This is a genomic window from Rhodococcus sp. 66b (assembly GCF_002076325.1).
Lineage (GTDB): Bacteria > Actinomycetota > Actinomycetes > Mycobacteriales > Mycobacteriaceae > Rhodococcus_F > Rhodococcus_F erythropolis.
This window is the reverse complement of record NZ_MUZB01000001.1, coordinates 136225-154534: the sequence shown is the minus strand read 5'-3', so window position 1 is coordinate 154534 and position 18310 is coordinate 136225. Positions and strand designations below refer to the sequence as shown.

Below are 18310 nucleotides of genomic sequence, written 5' to 3'. Positions count from 1 at the left end.
GCCGATAAAGTGGCCCCCACAAGTCGACGTGTCCTTCGTCGACCAGGAGCACAGGTTCGAGGAGTGTGTCGGTAGCAGTGGCAGTGGAATCTTCGGTGCTACTGAAGTGGTACTCCGAGACGGCTCGTGACCTGCCGTGGCGACGCGAGGGCGTCAGTGCCTGGCAGATCCTGATGAGCGAGATCATGCTCCAGCAGACGCCGGTGGTGCGCGTTGCGCCCATCTGGGAAGAGTGGGTGGAGCGCTGGCCGGTACCGTCCGCGATGGCAGCGTCGAGTCAGGCAGAAGTACTTCGCGCGTGGGGCAAACTTGGTTACCCACGACGCGCGCTTCGGTTACACGAATGCGCGGGCGTCCTGGCCGCCGAGCACGGTGACGTGGTGCCGGAAGACGTCGACACCCTGCTCTCGCTACCGGGAATCGGTTCGTACACCGCCCGCGCCGTGGCGTGCTTCGCATACGGACAGCGAGTGCCGGTGGTGGACACCAACGTACGACGCGTAGTTGCGCGAGCCGTCCACGGCAATGCGGAACCCGGGAATCCGTCCAACACGCGAGACCTCGCCGACGTCGCGGCGCTGCTGCCACGGACACGAGCGCGCGCCGCCACCTACAGCGCCGCTCTCATGGAACTCGGTGCACTGATCTGCACTGCGCGGACGCCGAACTGCGAGAACTGCCCTTTGCCGAACTGCGCGTGGGTCGCTTCGGGCAAACCGGCACACACCGGACCGCCCAAGAAGGTGCAGAAGTTCGCGGGCACCGATCGCCAAGTTCGCGGAAAATTGATGGCCGTTCTGCGCGAGAGCCACCGTCCGGTCGAACGCGCGCAACTCGACATCGTCTGGCCGACCGATCCTGGTCAGCGTGACCGCGCACTACATTCCTTGTTGGTCGACGGACTGGTCGAGCAGACCGATGACGGCTTGTTTGCACTGGCTGGAGAAGGTACGCCCTAGCCCACTCGCATCGGGTCGCATGCTTCTGCTGGTTCGACGGTCTGGGGTGGTGTGACATCAGGATCCGAACGCCGAAACGCAGCGGGGACGACGGGTACCACCGGGTCGCAAGGCGGGAGCGTCAGGATCGGTAGGGCCGCTCCGGACGGTGGCCCGCTCGTCGGGTTCGCCGGCTCGGCGCCGACGTTCGGGCGATCAGTGGACACCGCTCGCGACCCGTCCGGCGACAGAGCGATCAGCAATCCCGTCAGCATGAGCAGGAGCGGCAGCACTATTGCCGCCGCCCACCGGATTCTGTTGACGGGCTGAACAGCCGCGCCGCCAGCGGACCTGACCTCACTCCCCCGACCGGCCGCTACCAGCGCAGCGCCTATCGCCAGTTGGGCGCGCTCGCCGAGATACAGGAAGCCGAGCCCTACCGATTCGGCGGCTTCGGCGGACAACTGCCGTGACTCTTCCTTGCCGAGCATGGCGACGAGCAACTTGGGCACGGGGTCTCGTTCAGCGACGAGCAGGTCCAATGTCGCAGCAAATGTCGAGCTGTCTGTAAGCAACTCGGCGGTAGCGTAGCGGTGCGCCGAGTCCACGACGCCGGCGCTCGGATCGATGGCAGCGATCACAGTCTCACTGCCGTCCGGCCAGAACGCGAGAATCGGCGAAACACCATTCAGGGCGTCGACCGTCCGCAAGTAGGCAATGCGAGCGTCCAGACCGTTGACCAACTCGACGTTCTCGAAAGTGCTGGAGGACAATGAATCCGGGACAAATTCGCGCACGTCCGCGCGCTCGCACATCACTCCGACGACGGTGGGGCACAGGTTCGAGCGCAGGGCCCGACCGGTGGCGACCTCGGCAGCGGAGGCGAGCGCGCGTGCCGACGCTTGCGCAGAGGGAACAGCCCCGTTCGCGCCCCACGGATGACGGAACTCGTCGATCGAGCCGAGAAGGGGTGTGTCCGCATCTACGAGAGCTGTTGAAATGGAATTGTTTTCGAATACCACGCCCAGGCTTTCACGCACTGGATCCTCCATTGACTGTTTCCAACTGGTTCTGAACTGTTTCAGGTGTTGCTATCACTGTGGAGCTGTATCAGAACGTCAGGCCACCGACCGCCATTGCGCCTGGTTCCAACACCACGTCCACCGGCGCTCGGCCGTCGACCGTGACGCGATACGTCCCCGGCAGGAGTCCGACAAACGAGAAGCGACCCTCGAACGGTTTCACCGTCCGCGCTGTCGCGTGCCCGCATTGATCGACGCCGTTGATCATCACCGCCTCCGAGATGCCCGACGTCACCAGACCTGAGATCCGACCATCTGCCGAGACAGCTGTCCCCTGGTCTCTCCGACCACCAACAGAATTCCCTTGTGGATCACACGCTCCCGGGGTGGTCGCCACCCGCACGGTGACATCGTCCGACCGCACGCGAGCCGCCCCTCGATCTGCGGTGACCAGTGCAGCAATCGATAGACCGTCGGCGTCTTCCCGCTTTCCCGCAGTCATCGTCGCTGTCCGGGTGAAGTACCGGTCCGCTTCCAGATTGCCTATCAGGCAATGTAACCCGAACTCGTCGACACCCGAGCCGTCTCCGCAGTAGTCAGGCACGGAGGGTAGAACGAAACCTCGAGGCACCGGAAGCTGCACGACCACGTCCGAGAGCGGGTTGCCCCGGACGCCGATGTCTACGACATACGTCACCGGATCACCTTCTCGGACAATACCGTTGGACGGTCCGGAATCGAGCCCTGGGCCGTCACCGGGATCGAAGGGCGGCGCACCGTCAATCGCCGTCAACTCGACTGTGAAGGGAGAAGCGGACTCTCCCTCCGCTGCCAATCGAACATCCGACTGCATCGGTAGCGCACCGAGCACAGCTGCGCCGACAAGTAACACTCCTGTCACCACGACTACGCCTCGCACTCTTCGGGCGCACGCTCTCGGTCGGAGTCGGACCGTAACCGCCTTCGACCACACCTCTGACAGACGAGTTCTCACGACGCTCCTTCGATGGCCGACCCTCGGGGCCCGGTCGGGCACTCTCGACCAGATTTGGCGAATCCCGAGCTACGTTCAATAGAAGTCGCTCGAGGGACTCGAAAGCCAATGGTGACGGCATGATTATGTGGGTGAACTTCTCTCACCCGGGGTGAAGTCGCGGGTGAATTGCCCGGGATGACACGCTCTGGATTCGCACCAGCTACGCTCCTCCCTGTAGATAGATGGATCGAGACAATCCGCCCAAATCCGCCAATTAGCGTGGGGCGTGAAAGCAGAAAGGGTCCGCGTTGATGTTCGGGAGGGACGGCCACGACTGGGCAGCTATTCCCGAAAGGCGCACTCTCACCGAGTCGATTCCTCGGCAAGCACTGTTCGCGAAACTGGATCGACGCGCCGCTCTGACCGTCGTCCGTGCACCGAACGGCCACGGGAAATCGTCGTTGATCGCATCGTGGCTGCGCGCCCATCTGGCATCCGAACGAATACTCGTCTGGGTCTCGGCCCCACAGCCCTCGTCGACACTCGAAGATTTCTGGGCCGTTGTCCTCGATCGAATCCACGCTGCCGGAATCGCACTGCCCGACGTCGACGATCTCGCCGATCCTTTCACCGCTGCCGCCAAATCCCTGAACGCCCTCAGCCGCCCCGTGCTGCTCGTGCTGATCAGGCCGGATCTGATATCGGAACCAGAGTTGGACGATCAGTTGATCGATCTCCTCACCCTCTGCCACAACCTGGACCTCGTGGTCACGCTCTCGGGATTCGGCATGTTCGCCGAGCCATACCTTCTCGACACGGATCACGAGGTCATCGGCGCCGATGAGCTGTTGTTCACGACATCCGATACCGCCCAATTGCTGGAACAGGCGGGGGTGCGCACGGCTGAGGGTGATGCAGAACAAATCACATCCCTGACGGGTGGGCTGCCCGCATTGGTTCGCGCCGCAGTCGCCGCCGTCAGGGACTCACGTAACAGCAACCGTGAGCGAGAGATCAAAACGAACACCGCGCAAGCGATAGACGATTACGTGACTGATTCCGTTCTCGCCACCGCTGAGCGCCTAAAGCAACATGAGTTCCTACTCGCGACCGCCTTTGGTCGATCGATCACCGTCGGCGTCGCCACAATGCTGTTCGAGTCCCAGCGCCCTGACACTGCCGAAACCGTTCATGAGATCCGCTCGCGGCTGGTGACGCTGGAGACAGCCGGCTTGTTGTCGCGCGTCGAGGCCGAAGCCGACGAAACATGGGCATTGGCTCCCGCCATTCGAAGATCGATGCTCGCGCACCACACCCGCGCGGGAATCGATCCGTCGCAACGTCTTTCATTCCTCGCTCACAATCGACTCGACAACGGTCATCACGCGTCGGCGCTGGACTACGCGGTCGAGGCACAGAACTGGACCCTGGCAGTAGACATCGTCGAACAACATTGGGTGACGATGATCGTGCATAACCTGGACTCGGTTCGCTCCGCCCTCCAACGGATTCCGGCGGAAGCTGCCGACAAGCACTCTGCCGTTGAGGCCGGGCGTGCCTTGTTCACGATGCATCCGAGCAAGCGATCCACGTCAATCGACTTGCTACCCGAATCGCCGGCCGAACTGTGGGAACTCGGCGCCCAACCCAGCGCGAAGGACGCCTTGAGCATCGCCTGCGTTCAATCGATCATGCTCAGGATGGCCGGTGAATACGGGCTCTCGGCAGAGACCACCAGGCGGCTGTCTCACCTCAGCCGCAGTGCGCTGGAAAACAATCCGGAAGCGGTCAGCGCACAACTCCCCCTGATGCGACTTCAATGGGCGATCAATTTTCAATTGAGCGGCAGGTTCACCGAATCCACGATCAAGGCTCGAATGGCATACCACGGCGCCCTGTCTCACGGAGTCGACTTCATCGCTCGCAACTCTGCGGGTAGTGCCGCCCTGAATTGGGCTTTGGCAGGTGAGCCGCGGCAGGCCAGACACTGGTTCGAACTCGAACAGAAGCATCCTGACCCCGGGGGTTGGCTCGAACCTGTAGTCAAGATCGCCGGCTTGACGGCACGGGCTCTCGCCGCTCTCGACACACTCGACTTCGGTGACGCACGTATCGCACTGACCGACCTCGGCGTTCCGTCCGACACCGAGGAGCTATGGGCGTTCGTCGTCTATGCGCACAGCCAATTCGCCCTGACTCAGAGCAGTGCATCTTCCGCTCTGTCCTTGCTCCACAATGCGATTGGAGTGCATTCCAAGCAGTACACGGCCACGTCTTTCGCGCTTCCTCTGCTGCAATCCGCAGAAATCGATCTCCTGCTCGCACTCGGCGAGGGAAACAAGGCGACGGCTCTGGCCAAGGAAATTGCCGATCCTGCAGCCAACCCGTGGACGCTCGCGTCGGTGGCGCGTTTACGTCAGCGAATCGGCCAGAACGAGGCCGCTGTGGCGCTGTGCCATCAGTTCGACTGGTCTGGCGAATCCTATCCGCGGGCACAGATGGAATCGCTTCTGGTGCAAGCGGTTGCACACTCCGAGCTGGGTGAGCCACGCCTCGCCTCTCAGGAGTGGTCCAGAGCGTGCAGTATCGCGGACCAAACCGGACTTCTGCGTCCGTTCGCGACCATTGGATCGGCGGACGTCGAGAAACTCGAATCGATGGCAGTAACAAAATCGCGTGCACTCGCCGAGTTCTCGAAAAGGGCTCCTGCGGAATCATTTCCGGGATTCGTACGTATCGTGGAGCTGACCGAACGCGAACAGAAGGTCCTCTCACTCCTGGCGCTCGGCATGGGGTCGGCCGCGATGGCCGACAAACTGTACGTGTCCGTCAACACCGTCAAGACTCAACTGCGCACTCTCTACAAGAAGCTCGACGTGCACAATCGAAACGAAGCGATCACGAAGGCACGTCAGCTGCGCCTGCTGTAGTCCCGGGTCGGATCTGATTCGGACTACATTCTGTAGGCATGAGCACCGATACCTGTGTCTTCTGCAAGATCGTCGCGCTGACCGAGCCGGCGATTCTCGTCCACGAGAGCGAGACGACTCTTGCATTTCTAGACGCCCGACCGGTGAGTCGCGGACACACCCTGGTGGTCCCCAAGCGTCATGCAGAAAACCTCGATGCTCTCGAAAGCCACGAGGGCGCAGAGATGTTCCGCGTCGGCACGCTCATCGCCGGAGCTCTACGCCGCTGCGACATCGCCGCTGACGGAGTCAACTTTCTGGTCAACGACGGGCGTGCCGCGGGGCAAACCGTGTTCCACTCGCACCTCCACGTCGTCCCCCGCCATCGCGGCGACAAGGCGAAGTTCGCTGCCGGACTCCTGGCCAGGCGAGCCGTCGAACTGGAGCAGGTGGGCGCGTCGATCCGCAGTCAGCTCACCGTCTGAAGGAATTCCGTCACCACTTCGCGATAGCGCTGCGGTTGATCGTCGTGAACCAGGTGGCCTGCGTCGGCAATACGTACGTACCGAGTTCCCGGCCTCTCGGCCATCTCTCGCATCTGTCCCTCGGGGGTGATGGTGAACTCTCCCTCGATCAGCAAGGTCGGCACGTCGATCGCCTTCCACTGATCCCAGAAATGCCTCGTGCCCCACTCCTCCGAGATGTCGCGGAAGGTCGACACCTCGCCGTGCAGGTACCACCCGTCGTCGCGGCGGTCGAAAGAGTCGAGAAAGTACTGGCCGGCGACGGGCCCGAAGAATTCCTTCATCGCGTCCTCGGAAGCAAACGGCTGCGGCCACGCCGAGATCATCTGAGCCCAATCCGCGGCGGTGCGTCCGCGAAAATCCGGAGCCATGTCTTCGAGGACCAGTGCACAAACCTTTTCGGGATGCGATGCGGCGAAGCACCACGCGTGCAGAGCCCCCATCGAATGGCCGATCACGATCATCGGCTCCTCGATGGACGCAACGGCAGATGCCAGGTCGTCGACGAATGCCTCGGTGGTCAGCTCTGACGGCGCGGGCCGGCCGTGACCGGCGGCGTCGAACGTGTAGACGTGGCCGAACTCGCGGATCCACGGCACCTGGCGTCGCCACGTCCTCGAGCTGCCCATGAGGCCGTGCAACAACAGAATCGGTTGTCCTGTTCCACCTTCGTCATGCAACACGAGTGTCACGGTACGCGGTGAAGGTGCGCGGGTAATGTCGCTTGCATGGCAGTCGTGAAGATCAATGCAATCGAGGTCCCCGAGGGCGCCGGCCCCGAACTGGAGAAGCGCTTCGCAGCACGCGCTCATGCAGTCGAGAACTCCCCGGGCTTTCTCGGATTCCAACTCCTCCGCCCCACCGCAGGTGAGAGCCGCTACTTCGTGGTGACGCAGTGGGAGTCCGAGCAGGCGTTCGCCGATTGGCGTGACGGCCCTGCCCGCGAAGCCCATTCCGGCGAGCGTGCGAAGCCCGTCGCTTCGGGTGCGTCGTTGCTCGAGTTCGAAGTTGTTCTGGACGTCGCCGCAAAGAGCTGATCTAGAACGATTGTGCCCGCCTTGGCGGGCACAATCGACGGTCATCTCGGCTTACGCGTTGACACGGTGCGGGCAGTAGTGCAAAAGTTCGCATGTAAACGCGATGGTCCGACAGGAATCCGGTGAAAGCCCGGAGCGGTCGCGCCACTGTAATTCGAGGTGAAGTGCCTTTTTCGGCACGACTATTTCGACAGCCAGACACTTCGGCCATCGCATGGACCTAGGGGACGCGAAAATCCCAGGAGGCTTCGATGGCTCTCGCCTATTCTCCCGATACGTCGATCGATTCGACTCGTCTTGCTTTCCTCGCCGCTGCAGTAGTTCTGTTCGCGATGCTCGCTCTCTACCTGGTCGGATTCGACCAGGGCGCTATCTCTCGCACCGGCATGTACATGCATGAATTGATGCACGACGGTCGACACTTGATGGGCCTGCCGTGCCACTAGTCGACAATTTCACGAAGCTTCTCATTCGTGGTTTGTTGGCTGGTTTGATCGCAGGCATCCTTGCCGGCGGAGTTGCATTCGTGCTGGGTGAACCGCACGTCAATGCCGCCATTGCGATCGAAGAAGCCAACAGCGCCACCGGTGAGGTTGCCGGCGAAGCCGCTGGGCATTCGCACGGTGACGAAGAAGAACCACTGGTGAGCCGCGACGGGCAGCGCGCCGGGCTGTTCCTGGCCACAGCGCTGGCCGGACTGGCACTCGGGGCGATCTTCTCGGTCGTTGCCAATTACGCTCGACGACTCACCGGAATGTCCGGGCCGTTGTTGGCGATCACCATCGCCGTCGGTGGTTGGCTGGCCATCGAGGCCGTGCCCTTCTTCAAGTACCCGGCCAATCCGCCGGCCGTCGGAGATCCCGACACCATCAACCAGCGCACACTGCTGTGGCTGGCCGCCGTGATTCTCGGGCTACTGTCCGTCACCGCGGCAGCAGCGGCGGCAAAGGCAGTTTCCGGGCACGAGTTCCTCAGCGTGCGCATCGCTGCTCCGGTGGCTGCGTTCCTGGTGATCGCCACGATCGGTTACGTCTCGCTTCCCGGCATCAACGAGGTGGGCGAGGACTTCCCGGCAACTCTGCTGTGGGAGTTCCGACTTTCCTCGCTCGCTACGCAGGCGACGCTCTGGCTCGTACTCGGGTTGGCATTCGCCTTCCTCACCGAGCGCGCGACCAAGAACACCGAAGTAGCAAAGAAGTACGCCCTTCGCTGAACCTGCTGTGCGCCTTTATTAACCGCGGGCGGTTAATAAAGGCGCACAGCAGTTCTATTTCAGCTCAGGTGATGCACTTCCTGCAGTCCGTACACCGGCGTCGGGATGCCCTCGTAACGCGCCTTCAACTGCAACGCCAAGTACAGCGAGTAGTGGCGCGACTGGTGCAGATTGCCTCCGTGGAACCACAGCGCTTCCTGCTGCGTCGGCTTCCACATGTTGCGCTGCTCGCCTTCCCACGGTCCCGGATCCTTGGTGGTGTTCGACCCCAGGCCCCACACCTTGCCGACCTTGTCGGCGGTGTCCTGACCGATCAGATCCGCCACCCAGCCGTTCATCGAGCCGTAGCCGGTCGCGTAGACCACCACGTCGGCAGGCAATTCCGTACCGTCTTCGAGGATCACGCTGTTCTCGGTCAGCTCACGAATGTTGCCGTGCGCGAGCTTGATGTCTCCATTGGCAACCAGTTCGGCCGCGCCGACGTCGATGTAGTACCCCGAACCGCGGCGTAGGTACTTCATGAACAGACCTGAACCGTCGTCGCCCCAGTCGTGCTCGAAGCCCGCCTTCTCGAGGCGATCGTAGAAATCCTTGTCGCGCTCACGGATTGCGTCGTACACCGGGATCTGGAACTCGTGCATGATCCGGTACGGCAGCGAACCGAACGTGAGGTCCGCCTTGTGCGTCGTCATGCCTGCGGCCAGTGCACGCTCCGAGTACAGATCGCCCAAGCCCAAATCCATCAGCGAATCCGACTTCACGATGTGCGTCGAGCTGCGCTGCACCATCGTGACGTCGATGCCGTTCTCCCACAGTGCGCCGCAGATGTCGTGCGAGGAGTTATTGGCCCCGATCACGACGACCTTCTTGCCCACGTACTGATCCGGGCCGGGGTGCTTGCTCGAGTGGTGCTGATCGCCGAGGAACTTGTCCTGCCCGGGGAACGTCGGAATGTTGGCCTTGCCGGACATACCCGTCGCCATCACCAACTGCTTGGGACGCAACGTCAGCTTCTCGCCGTTGCGGTTGACCTCGACGGTCCATTCCTGGGTCTTCTCGTCGAACGACGCAGAGGTGCAGGTCGTGGAACTCCAGTACGGAACCTCCATGACCTTGGTGTACATCTCGAGCCAGTCGCCGATCTTGTCCTTGGGCGCGAACACCGGCCAGTTGTCGGGGAACGGCATGTATGGCAGGTGGTCGTACCAAACCGGGTCGTGCAGGCACAGGGACTTGTAGCGTCCACGCCACTGGTCGCCCGGCCGCTCGTGGCTGTCGATCACGATGGCCGGAACTCCGAGTTGGCGCATCCGGGCACCGAGGGCGATGCCTCCCTGGCCGCCGCCGACGATCACGACGTAAGGCTGTGTGGTGTAACCGAGTTCGCGATCCTCGATCTCCTTCTGCTCGGCCCACGTGATGCGGTTCGGGTCTGCTCCGTGCTTCGCTCCACGAGGCCGGCGAGTGCCCTTACCTTCTTCGTGTCCCTTCAATTCCTGCAACGACGTCAGCAGGGTCCAACCTTCATCTCCTTTCAAACGAAGGTGCCCGTGCGCGCGACCGGTTGCAGTCTCGAATTCGATCCAGGCCGACGTGACGCCGTCGGCTTCGTCGGGTGTCTCGGTGGTCCGGAATCCCGAAGGATCGGTGTCGTCGAGACGCTCGGAGAGCATGTCGGCAATCTGCTCGCGACCTTCGACGGTCTTGATGTTCCAGGTGAACGACACCAAGTCGCGCCAGAAGCTGTCGAGTGCAAATTTGCCTGCCACACGCTCGATGTCACGAGCCGCGAGGGCCGACTCGAAATCCGCCAGCCAGGCGTCGACGCGTTCCTGAGGTGTCACCGCCGTCAACTTCACCTCGGGGGTGACTGCGGAATCGATGGTTTGCGTCATCACTTCTCCTTGTTTGTGAATGTGACACACAGCACATCCCATAAGTGGCCCCGGTCACAAGCGTTGCAGTCTGTTGCAATCAGCGGGCGCGGTGCCGCCGCCCGATACCGGTTACCCGCACCGATGTGCGGGCAACCGACTCACCCCTCAGTAGGCTTGAATTTGCCGAGTCCCAGCGACTGAAATCCCACGACGTAGAACAGCGTCCACAACACGGCCCAGTCCACGAAACCCAGTGCATTGCCGTGTAATCCGTCGACAACTGCCGGCTCGTGAAGAATGTGCTCTGCCGCAAAGCGGTAATAGAACAAGAATGTGACCACCGCGAGCGCAAACGTGAGCAGCGCGCGGATCGCCAGGTTGACCCCGTCCGCAAAGCCCGTGGGCTTGTTACCGAAGGCGTTGGCCCAGAAGATCATCCAGAAGGCCCAGCACACACCGAGCTGCGCCGGGAACTGATGGACCACACCACCCAACTCGGCAACGGCATCGCTTCCCACCAACACCTTCACGACCGGAAGTGCCACGAAGTACAAGCCGGTTCCGACGGCGAAGTTACCGATCGTGGCTGCGAGCGCCGTCTTACCGCCGCCGCCGAACAGTCGCCACGGCCAGTTGTCGAGCGTCTGGCCAGTCAGGATCACGACCACCACGACGCAGTAGAACCATCCGAGTGCGGTGTCGACGGTCATCAACGGATCCGTGGCGGACAGCGACACGGACGGCAGACCGAACACGAAGTACAGCGCCAGCGTCGGGACGGCGACAAACGCGATCTCACACAAACCCACCAACGGCTGCTTCATCCCTAGGGAAGTCCACGGCCAATGCTGCCAGTTCAGGACCACCATCACCCAGGTCCCGAAGCCGAAGAGCACGAACAGCGCACCCGCGAAATATCCGAGGCCGCCCTCACGATCGGCCGCGAAATCCGGGTACAAACTCCCCAAGCCGTTTGCCAGGAGCCACGTCACCACGACGGCGAAGACCGCGGTCGCGACCATGATCGCCAAGCCTTTCGCCGGCTGTGGGAGTCGATCGAAGCCGGCGAACTCGCAATTGAAGCCGATGAACACAACAAAAAGGATTGCCCAGAAAAGCGCCGCGTTGAACGGCAGAGGATAGAAACTCCAGGGACTGGTGGTCGGATCGGCCAGAAGGTACCAACTCGCCACGGTCAGCACGAGAACGATCACGAGGTTCGCGATCCCGAACCCGATCCAGCGGCGTGACGGTTGTCGGCTCGGCGTGGCCGGTTCCGTGGGTGTGTCGACTGTAGCGGTCATGTGCCCTCTCCCAGATTGTCTCGCAAGATGATTCGCGAAGTGGTGGCGCAACTATGGAACCGTCGCGCGGGGTACCGGGAGGGTTGCCGAGGGTTGCAACTGCTGTCCGATTTTCCGGAATTGCAACACGGTGCAACCCTTCCGCATTGTGGTCGCCGTCACATACAAATCACTCACCGGTTCACAACCGACTGGTTCACTGCTTACGAGGAGATCTGCATGAGCATCACGGGCAAGGTAGTACTGGTCACCGGCGCCGGCCAAGGAATCGGACGCGGAATCGCTCTCCGCCTCGCCCACGACGGCGCCGACATCGCGTTGGTCGACCTCGACCAGACCAAGCTGGATGCGGTTGCCGACGAGATCAGACAGATCGGTCGTCGTGCGACGACGTTTATCGCCGATGTCAGCGATCGCGCGCAGGTTCACGCCGCAGTCGAACACGCGCACAGTGAGTTGAGCGGATTCGACGTCATCGTCAACAACGCGGGAATCGCTCTCGTCGGCCCGATCTCCGATGCGACGCCGGAAGAGGTCTCCAAGATCTGGAGCGTCAACGTCGACGGTGTCCTGTGGGGAATTCAAGCCGCAGCGGCAAAGTTCCAGGCGCTCGGTCAGCGCGGAAAGATCATCAACGCGTCGTCCATCGCCGGTCATGACGGGTTCGCCATGTTAGGTGTTTACAGCGCAACAAAATTCGCGGTCAGGGCCCTCACTCAGGCTGCGGCCAAGGAATACGCGACCGACGGAATCACCGTCAACGCGTACTGCCCCGGCGTCGTGGGCACCGACATGTGGGTGACGATCGACAAGAGGTTCGCCGAGTTGACCGGTGCGCCAGAGGGCGCCACCTACGAGAAGTTCGTCGGCGGAATTGCGCTGGGTCGAGCTGAAACCCCCGACGACGTAGCCGGTTTCGTCTCTTACCTCGCTGGGCCCGATTCCGACTACATGACCGGGCAGGCCGGTCTCATCGACGGCGGTCTCGTCTACCGCTGACCGAGGTGTCTTCGCTGAAAGCGGTGTCTTCACTGAAAAAGCGGTTGCCAGAGCCTGCGATGCCGCCCGGCGAGGATCCTCGCGACTACGCGAGGACCCTCGCCGCGGTGTACGACGCGACGATGGCCGGAGACCGCGCACCGGCCCGCCCAAGGGACGTGGTTCGCCAATCGTGGCAGCGCCTGCGCGAACTCGGTATCGATCCCGAGCACAGCCGGGTCGAACCGTCGATGGACGTCGCCGAACTCGATCTCCGTCGTCGCGAGTCCGGACTGTACGACGTGCTCGACGACGTGACACGCGGACTCGAATCGGTCACCGCGAGCGGTGAGAACATCATGGTCGTCGCAGATCTTCGCGGAACTGTACTGTGGCGCAGCGGTTCCCATCGCGTACTGGACCAAGCTGCGCGTCTGGGATTTGTCGAAGGGGCGAACTGGGCGGAGGACAGCGTCGGCACCAATGCCATCGGAACGGCATTGGTGTCACGACAGGCGGTTCAGATCTTCTCGGCGGAACACTATGCGCGCAGCCATCATCCGTGGACGTGTGCGGGGGCGCCCATCCGCGATCCGCGGGACGACCGTGTCATCGGCGTCGTCGACATCAGTGGTCCTGCCAAGACCGTCCATCCCACGACGCTCGCTCTGGTCGACGCCGTCGCACGCCTCGCTCAATCACACCTGCGCGACAAGCATCGGGACAATCTCGATCAACTACGTTCTGTTGCAGGGCCGATGCTTGCACGAAGCGGATCACCCGCATTGGTGATCGACACCCACGGATGGGTCGCAGCGGTCGACGCGTTACCTCATCGCTCGCGCGTGCTGCTCCCCGCAGCTTTGGCTCCCGGCAGGACATGGTTCCCGGCACTGGGCCTGTGCGAACTGGATCCGCTTCCCGGCGGGTGGCTGGTTAGACCGATCACCACCGGCGAGAGAATCAGCGCGCCCACGGTGCATATCGATCTGCGCGATTCCGAGAACATGTCGGTGACAGTCACGTCGGGTTTCGGCGAATGGGCATACGCCCCCACCCAACGACATGCGGAGATTCTGTTCCTCCTCGGATCCGAGAGACGGGGACTGACTGCATCGCGGTTGGCGCAAGATCTGTTCGGCGACCCGGCCCGCACGGTGACCGCGCGGGCCGAGATGTCGCGTCTGCGAAAGAACCTCGCCGGAGTTGTTGCAGCGCAGCCGTACCGGTTCGTCGATGCAGCGCACGTGACCTTGTCCTGCCCTGTGAACGGCGCACATCTGTTGCCGTTTTCGAACGCCCCGGCGGTGCGTGCCGCTCGCCTTTCTCAGGCCGGTTCGGAGGCCTGAGTGAGCAACTGCAGAAACACCTCTTCGGGCTGAGCGCCGGACACGGCAACCGCACGGTTGGCGACAAAGAACGGAACGCCGCTGACCTGCAGTTGGCGGGCCATGGACAGATCTTCGCGGACAGCCTCCGCTGCGGCATCGGAGCCCAGTTGCTCGCGCACGACATCGGCGTCGAGGCCGACGCTCACGGCCAGCTCGACCAGCACCTCACGGTCGTCGATCACCTTGCCGTCGCTGAAGTGCGCTTTGAACAGCGCTTCGAGGAGCTCGTTCTGCCGCTCACCCGCGAGATGCAGCAACCTGTGCGCATCAAAGGTATTGGCGGCGATCACGGTTTCGAAGTCCAAGGTCAACCCGACCTCGGCGGCCGTCGCGCTGACGTGGGCGAACATCTGACGTACCTGATCAGGCGCCATCCCCTTCATTTCGACCAAGGCGTCGAGTTCGGTTCGGCCCTCTCCCACCGGCGTCTCCGGAGCGAGCTGGTACGAGCGCCAGATGACGTTGACGCGGTCCTTGTTCTCGAAACGATCCAGCGCCGAGAGGAACCTGGTCTTTCCGATGTAGCACCACGGACAAGCGACGTCCGACCACACTTCGATGGTCACGTCTTGGTCAATCACGATTTGATCAGTCACCGAAGGTGCAACAACGAACAGGGTCGGGATTAGTCCCGAGTCACGTCACAAGGCCACACCGGAACGCGATCAACGATGCACTCACGCGGTTGGGCACACCCAGCTTGCCGAACAGCGAAGAGATATGCGTCTTGACGGTGGTCTCACCGAGGTACAGCCGCTCCGCGATGACACTGTTGGCCGCGCCTGTCGCCAGGATTGTCAGCACTTCGCGCTCGCGCTCGGTGAGCGAAGCGAGCGGAGTCTGATCGGGCGCTTGCCGACGCGGCGACGAGGCCACGATGGCGCGCAGAGAATCGCAACTGAACAACGAGTGGTCCGACGCCACTACCCGCACTGCCTGCTGGAACGCCTGCGGAGCTGCGTCCTTGCTCAGGAAACTGTGCGCGCCCGCCTCGACTGCCTGCACAACCATGTCGTCGACGTCGAAGGCGGTCATGGCAATGACCTTCGGTGGATTGCTCATGGTCATCAATTCACGCGTGGCCTCCAAGCCACCGACCCGTGCCATTTTCAGATCCATCAGCACCACGTGGGGACGAAAACGAGTGACCTTGGCTGCGACCTGATCGCCGTCCTCGGCCTCGGCAACCACCACGATGTCCGGCGCTGCTTCCAGGATGTCCTTCATCCCGCGCCGAACCCACGCGTCGTTGTCGACGATCAAAACTGTGATGCGCGAGTCAGCGTCCATAGTGCGCTCAGATTACCCAGAGCCCCCGACAGTTAGAGGGTGGGAGGGCTACGACGACCAGGGCACCCAGCAACTGACGAGGAAATCGTCCCCCAACGCGCCTGCCTCCACCTTGCCGCCGATCTCTCGCGCCTGTTCGGCCAACCCGCGTAGGCCGGATCGTGAACCGATCGACGTCATGGGTGCAAGCTCGCTCAGCTTGTTGCGTGCGAGGATGCGGATTCCGTCGTGCGGCGACCCGGTCACGGAAATGACGAGCATCTGGTCGCTCGCGTACTTCTGGACGTTGGTCAACGATTCCTGAACGACGCGATAACAGACATGCCCCGCCAACATTCCGACATCACCCGGGAGCAACTCGGATTCGAGACGGCAGTGGATGCCTGCCGCGCGTGCACTGTTGACCAGGTCACCGATCGCGTCGATCCCCTGGTGCCCACCGTGTTCGCGGCGATCACCGCTTCCCCTGAGCACTCCGACGATTCCCTTCAATTCGTCCAAAGCCTCGTGCGCGGTGGTTCTGATCATCGCTGCGGTATTGACGACCTTCTCGGGATTGTCTGCCGCGCTGACCTGCAACCCGCCGGCGAACAACGAGATCCGGCTCAAACTGGCCGCGATCGTGTCGTGCATGTCTCGAGCGATCCGCGTTCGTTCCTCGGTGCGAATCATCTCGTCGCGCATCACGTCGGTTTTCTCGGTGGCCAGATCCCGTACGTGCTCTGCCTCGACGAGTTCGGTTCTGGTCCGAATCAGGAGCGAGAGCGCCACGACAATGCCGACCATGACGGCAGCGACGAGCCACGGGATCCAGATGGCGACGTCGTATTGAACAACCACCGAACCGTCTTTGGGTTTCGCGGTGCCCATCGTGAGAACGGAGTACTCACGATTTCGAAAAGCGTCGTAGGTCAACGAAATTCCGCACACGACGAAGACAGCTGCCGCGGCTGCTGCAAGCCGAGGCCCACGCGCGATCCGAGCAACGGCGAACAACGCGATGAGCGCCGCCGTCGCATCGGTGGGGAAGAACAGCGGGCCGACCAGCGTGATCGCCAGAACCACCCAGGGATGTTGATGGCGCCAGACAAGCGATATCCCACCGGCCACGCCCAGGACGAACCCGATCCCGACCAATGCCGGTGGCATATTTCCCGACGCGCCTGCGATGCCCACCGTCATGAAGGAACAGAAAAGGCTGAACGCGACGGCGGCGGTAGTCCATACGCGTCGTCGCACAACGGTTCCTTTGGTGGTGATCACCGAGCAAGCGTATCCACCGCCACCGACGCCTCGAATCAGCCGAACGGGTGGACGAACCGTCAAGCTCCGACCGAAAGGATGAGGCTCCCCGATCTTTCGACCGAAGCGGTGAGCGGTCCCCACATCGTTGACTTGTGCCATACCAACTCTCGAAAGGCGCACATCATGCGATCACTCCGTACTCCCCTCGCCCTCCTCGCCGTCGGCGCAGCCCTGTTCGCAACCATCGCCTCGGGCGAGACCGACGAAGCGAAGAAGGTCGACGACAACGGTTCTTCCGCCGCACCCGCGGCTGCCTTCGGCATCGGTGACGTCGTCGAACTGGGCGACTGGCGCGTCCAGGTACACGGCGTTGTCGATCCCTATGTCTCGACCAATCAGTTCATCACCGCGGATCCCGGAAACCGCTACGTCGTGGTCGACACCGAGGTCACCAACAACAGCGACAAGCCGTCGACCGTGTCATCGATGATGTGCTTCGAACTGCAGGACTCGACCAACAAGTCGTACAACATCACGTTCACCGACAGCAGCACGTCGAGTGTCGACGGAGAGCTTGCGCCGGGTGCAGCCAAGCGAGGCGAATTGGCGTACGAGGTCCCCGAAGCCGCCACCGGTCTTCGCCTTCAGTTCAAGTGCGACCTGTTCTCGTCCGGCTCGGCAACCATCAACCTGTCGTGAACCGCCCGGGCGATCTGCTGCTGAGTCCGTGGGCGCTGGTCTCGGTGGCCGTCATCTTGGTCAACGACCACGTACTCAAAGGGGCATTCGGGAACACGATGACGGGCAAGCTGTCCGACGTCGCCGGCGTGTTCCTGTTTCCCTTGCTTCTGCTCTCGGTTCTCGAGGTGCTCAGACGAAAGCTGGCGGGGCGAGCAGCGATCGCCTGGTCCATCGCGGTCACGGGCATCGGCTTCGCCGCGGTGAAGACGGTCTCGCCGATCGGCGACGCGTACGAGTGGGTGATCGGGTTTTTCCGCTGGACCGCAGGAGGATTCCGCGGCGAGCTCTTGCCGATCGTGGTCTTTCGTGATCCCTCGGATCTGTGGGTGCTCCCGATATCGTTCGCAAGCTACCTGGTCGTCACACACAACCGCACTCGGGCGCCGCAGGGGGCGCCCGAGCACGAGGTGATCAGTCCAGTGCCGCATCCAACGTGATGTCGACGCCGGTCAGTGCCTTGCTGATCGGGCACGTTTCCTTGGCCGCCTGGGCAACCTTGGCAAAACCGTCGGCGTCGAGGCCGTCGACCTCGGCGCGAACGGTGAGCTTGATTCCGGTGAGCTTGAAGCCGACCGTGTCGGGGCCCAGCGACACGTCTGCGGTGATGTCGAGGCTCTGCGGGGTTCCGCCGGCCTCGGCGATCAATGCCGACAACTGCATCGCGTAGCAGGACGAATGTGCCGCGGCGATCAGTTCTTCGGGGCTGGTGGTTCCGCCGGCTTCCTCAGCTGCGCGCTTGGGGAACGACACATCGAAGGTCGCGACACCCGAGCTGGTGAGTTCGACCTGTCCCGACCCGGCTTCGAGGGTGCCGTTCCAGGCGGTGCGTGCGGTACGAGTTGGCATTGCTGTCCCTACTTCCGTC

General features: G+C 62.5%; 19 protein-coding genes and 1 riboswitch. Of the genes, 10 read left to right on the top strand and 9 right to left on the bottom strand.

The window, feature by feature from the left end; translation table 11 throughout:
- Positions 1-77: 77 nt before the first annotated feature.
- On the top strand, positions 78-959 hold the full coding sequence (locus B0E55_RS00705; protein WP_024487744.1) for an A/G-specific adenine glycosylase: 882 nt from the start codon (positions 78-80) through the stop codon (positions 957-959).
- Here the strand turns inward: B0E55_RS00705 and B0E55_RS00700 are convergent.
- Entirely contained in the window at positions 956-1978 is a 1023-nt protein-coding gene (locus B0E55_RS00700) for a hypothetical protein (RefSeq protein WP_225320265.1), read from the bottom strand. The two genes, B0E55_RS00705 and B0E55_RS00700, sit on opposite strands and share 4 nt — an antisense overlap.
- Before the next feature lie 70 nt (positions 1979-2048).
- Entirely contained in the window at positions 2049-2864 is an 816-nt protein-coding gene (locus tag B0E55_RS00695) for a hypothetical protein (protein ID WP_241895977.1), read from the bottom strand.
- Between the two features lie 383 nt (positions 2865-3247).
- Between B0E55_RS00695 and B0E55_RS00690 the strand changes: the two genes are divergently transcribed.
- Both B0E55_RS00690 and B0E55_RS00685 read left to right on the top strand, forming a co-directional pair.
- Positions 3248-5866 (top strand): helix-turn-helix transcriptional regulator, encoded by a 2619-nt coding sequence (locus tag B0E55_RS00690; RefSeq protein WP_080908893.1) that lies wholly within the window; start codon positions 3248-3250, stop codon positions 5864-5866.
- Positions 5867-5904: 38 nt separating this feature from the next.
- A complete protein-coding gene (locus B0E55_RS00685) occupies positions 5905-6330 on the top strand; it encodes an HIT family protein (protein WP_019746817.1) in 426 nt (141 codons plus the stop codon).
- Here B0E55_RS00685 and B0E55_RS00680 read toward each other — a convergent pair.
- Positions 6315-7052: an alpha/beta fold hydrolase gene (locus tag B0E55_RS00680; protein WP_029254422.1), complete on the bottom strand. Its 738-nt coding sequence runs from the start codon at positions 7050-7052 to the stop codon at positions 6315-6317. The genes B0E55_RS00685 and B0E55_RS00680 overlap by 16 nt on opposite strands.
- A 45-nt stretch (positions 7053-7097) precedes the next feature.
- Between B0E55_RS00680 and mhuD the strand changes: the two genes are divergently transcribed.
- From mhuD to B0E55_RS00665, 3 genes are all read left to right on the top strand, one after another.
- Positions 7098-7406: a mycobilin-forming heme oxygenase MhuD gene (gene mhuD / locus B0E55_RS00675; RefSeq protein ID WP_007726927.1), complete on the top strand. Its 309-nt coding sequence runs from the start codon at positions 7098-7100 to the stop codon at positions 7404-7406.
- Between the two features lie 87 nt (positions 7407-7493).
- Positions 7494-7632, top strand: a riboswitch (cobalamin riboswitch).
- Positions 7633-7657: 25 nt separating this feature from the next.
- Positions 7658-7852, top strand: coding sequence for a CbtB domain-containing protein (locus B0E55_RS00670; RefSeq protein WP_003945915.1), 195 nt, complete (start codon positions 7658-7660; stop codon positions 7850-7852).
- Complete coding sequence (locus B0E55_RS00665; protein WP_019746815.1) at positions 7843-8619, top strand: CbtA family protein; 777 nt, start codon at positions 7843-7845, stop codon at positions 8617-8619. The genes B0E55_RS00670 and B0E55_RS00665 overlap by 10 nt, the downstream gene beginning before the upstream one ends.
- 59 nt (positions 8620-8678) lie before the next feature.
- Here B0E55_RS00665 and B0E55_RS00660 read toward each other — a convergent pair whose 3' ends face one another.
- Both B0E55_RS00660 and B0E55_RS00655 read right to left on the bottom strand, forming a co-directional pair.
- Positions 8679-10514: a flavin-containing monooxygenase gene (locus B0E55_RS00660; RefSeq protein ID WP_046379764.1), complete on the bottom strand. Its 1836-nt coding sequence runs from the start codon at positions 10512-10514 to the stop codon at positions 8679-8681.
- A 140-nt stretch (positions 10515-10654) separates the two neighbouring features.
- Positions 10655-11800 (bottom strand): hypothetical protein, encoded by a 1146-nt coding sequence (locus tag B0E55_RS00655; protein WP_069146921.1) that lies wholly within the window; start codon positions 11798-11800, stop codon positions 10655-10657.
- A gap of 219 nt (positions 11801-12019) precedes the next feature.
- Here B0E55_RS00655 and B0E55_RS00650 point away from each other — a divergent pair, with 219 nt between their 5' ends.
- A complete protein-coding gene (locus B0E55_RS00650; protein WP_080909047.1) occupies positions 12020-12799 on the top strand; it encodes an acetoin reductase in 780 nt (259 codons plus the stop codon).
- A 59-nt stretch (positions 12800-12858) separates the two neighbouring features.
- A complete protein-coding gene (locus tag B0E55_RS00645) occupies positions 12859-14127 on the top strand; it encodes a GAF domain-containing protein (protein WP_046377894.1) in 1269 nt (422 codons plus the stop codon).
- On the opposite strand, the gene B0E55_RS00640 is transcribed toward B0E55_RS00645, so the two are convergent.
- The 3 genes from B0E55_RS00640 to B0E55_RS00630 are packed head-to-tail and all read right to left on the bottom strand — an operon-like array spanning position 14106 to position 16863.
- Positions 14106-14750: a DsbA family oxidoreductase gene (locus tag B0E55_RS00640; protein ID WP_232816808.1), complete on the bottom strand. Its 645-nt coding sequence runs from the start codon at positions 14748-14750 to the stop codon at positions 14106-14108. The genes B0E55_RS00645 and B0E55_RS00640 overlap by 22 nt on opposite strands.
- A gap of 55 nt (positions 14751-14805) precedes the next feature.
- Entirely contained in the window at positions 14806-15459 is a 654-nt protein-coding gene (locus tag B0E55_RS00635; protein ID WP_021342792.1) for a response regulator, read from the bottom strand.
- A 48-nt stretch (positions 15460-15507) separates the two neighbouring features.
- Positions 15508-16863: a sensor histidine kinase gene (locus B0E55_RS00630; protein ID WP_030534796.1), complete on the bottom strand. Its 1356-nt coding sequence runs from the start codon at positions 16861-16863 to the stop codon at positions 15508-15510.
- 24 nt (positions 16864-16887) lie between these two features.
- On the opposite strand from B0E55_RS00630, the gene B0E55_RS00625 reads away from it, so the two are divergent.
- Together B0E55_RS00625 and B0E55_RS00620 are read left to right on the top strand one after the other, a co-directional pair.
- Positions 16888-17403 carry a DUF4352 domain-containing protein gene (locus B0E55_RS00625; protein ID WP_019746807.1) on the top strand — a complete coding sequence of 172 codons (516 nt, stop codon included), beginning with the start codon at positions 16888-16890 and terminating at the stop codon, positions 17401-17403.
- Positions 17400-17882 (top strand): hypothetical protein, encoded by a 483-nt coding sequence (locus tag B0E55_RS00620; RefSeq protein WP_080908892.1) that lies wholly within the window; start codon positions 17400-17402, stop codon positions 17880-17882. The genes B0E55_RS00625 and B0E55_RS00620 overlap by 4 nt, the downstream gene beginning before the upstream one ends.
- On the opposite strand, the gene B0E55_RS00615 is transcribed toward B0E55_RS00620, so the two are convergent.
- Positions 17857-18291 carry an OsmC family protein gene (locus B0E55_RS00615; RefSeq protein ID WP_003945839.1) on the bottom strand — a complete coding sequence of 145 codons (435 nt, stop codon included), beginning with the start codon at positions 18289-18291 and terminating at the stop codon, positions 17857-17859. The genes B0E55_RS00620 and B0E55_RS00615 overlap by 26 nt on opposite strands.
- Between the last annotated feature and the right edge of the window lie 19 nt (positions 18292-18310).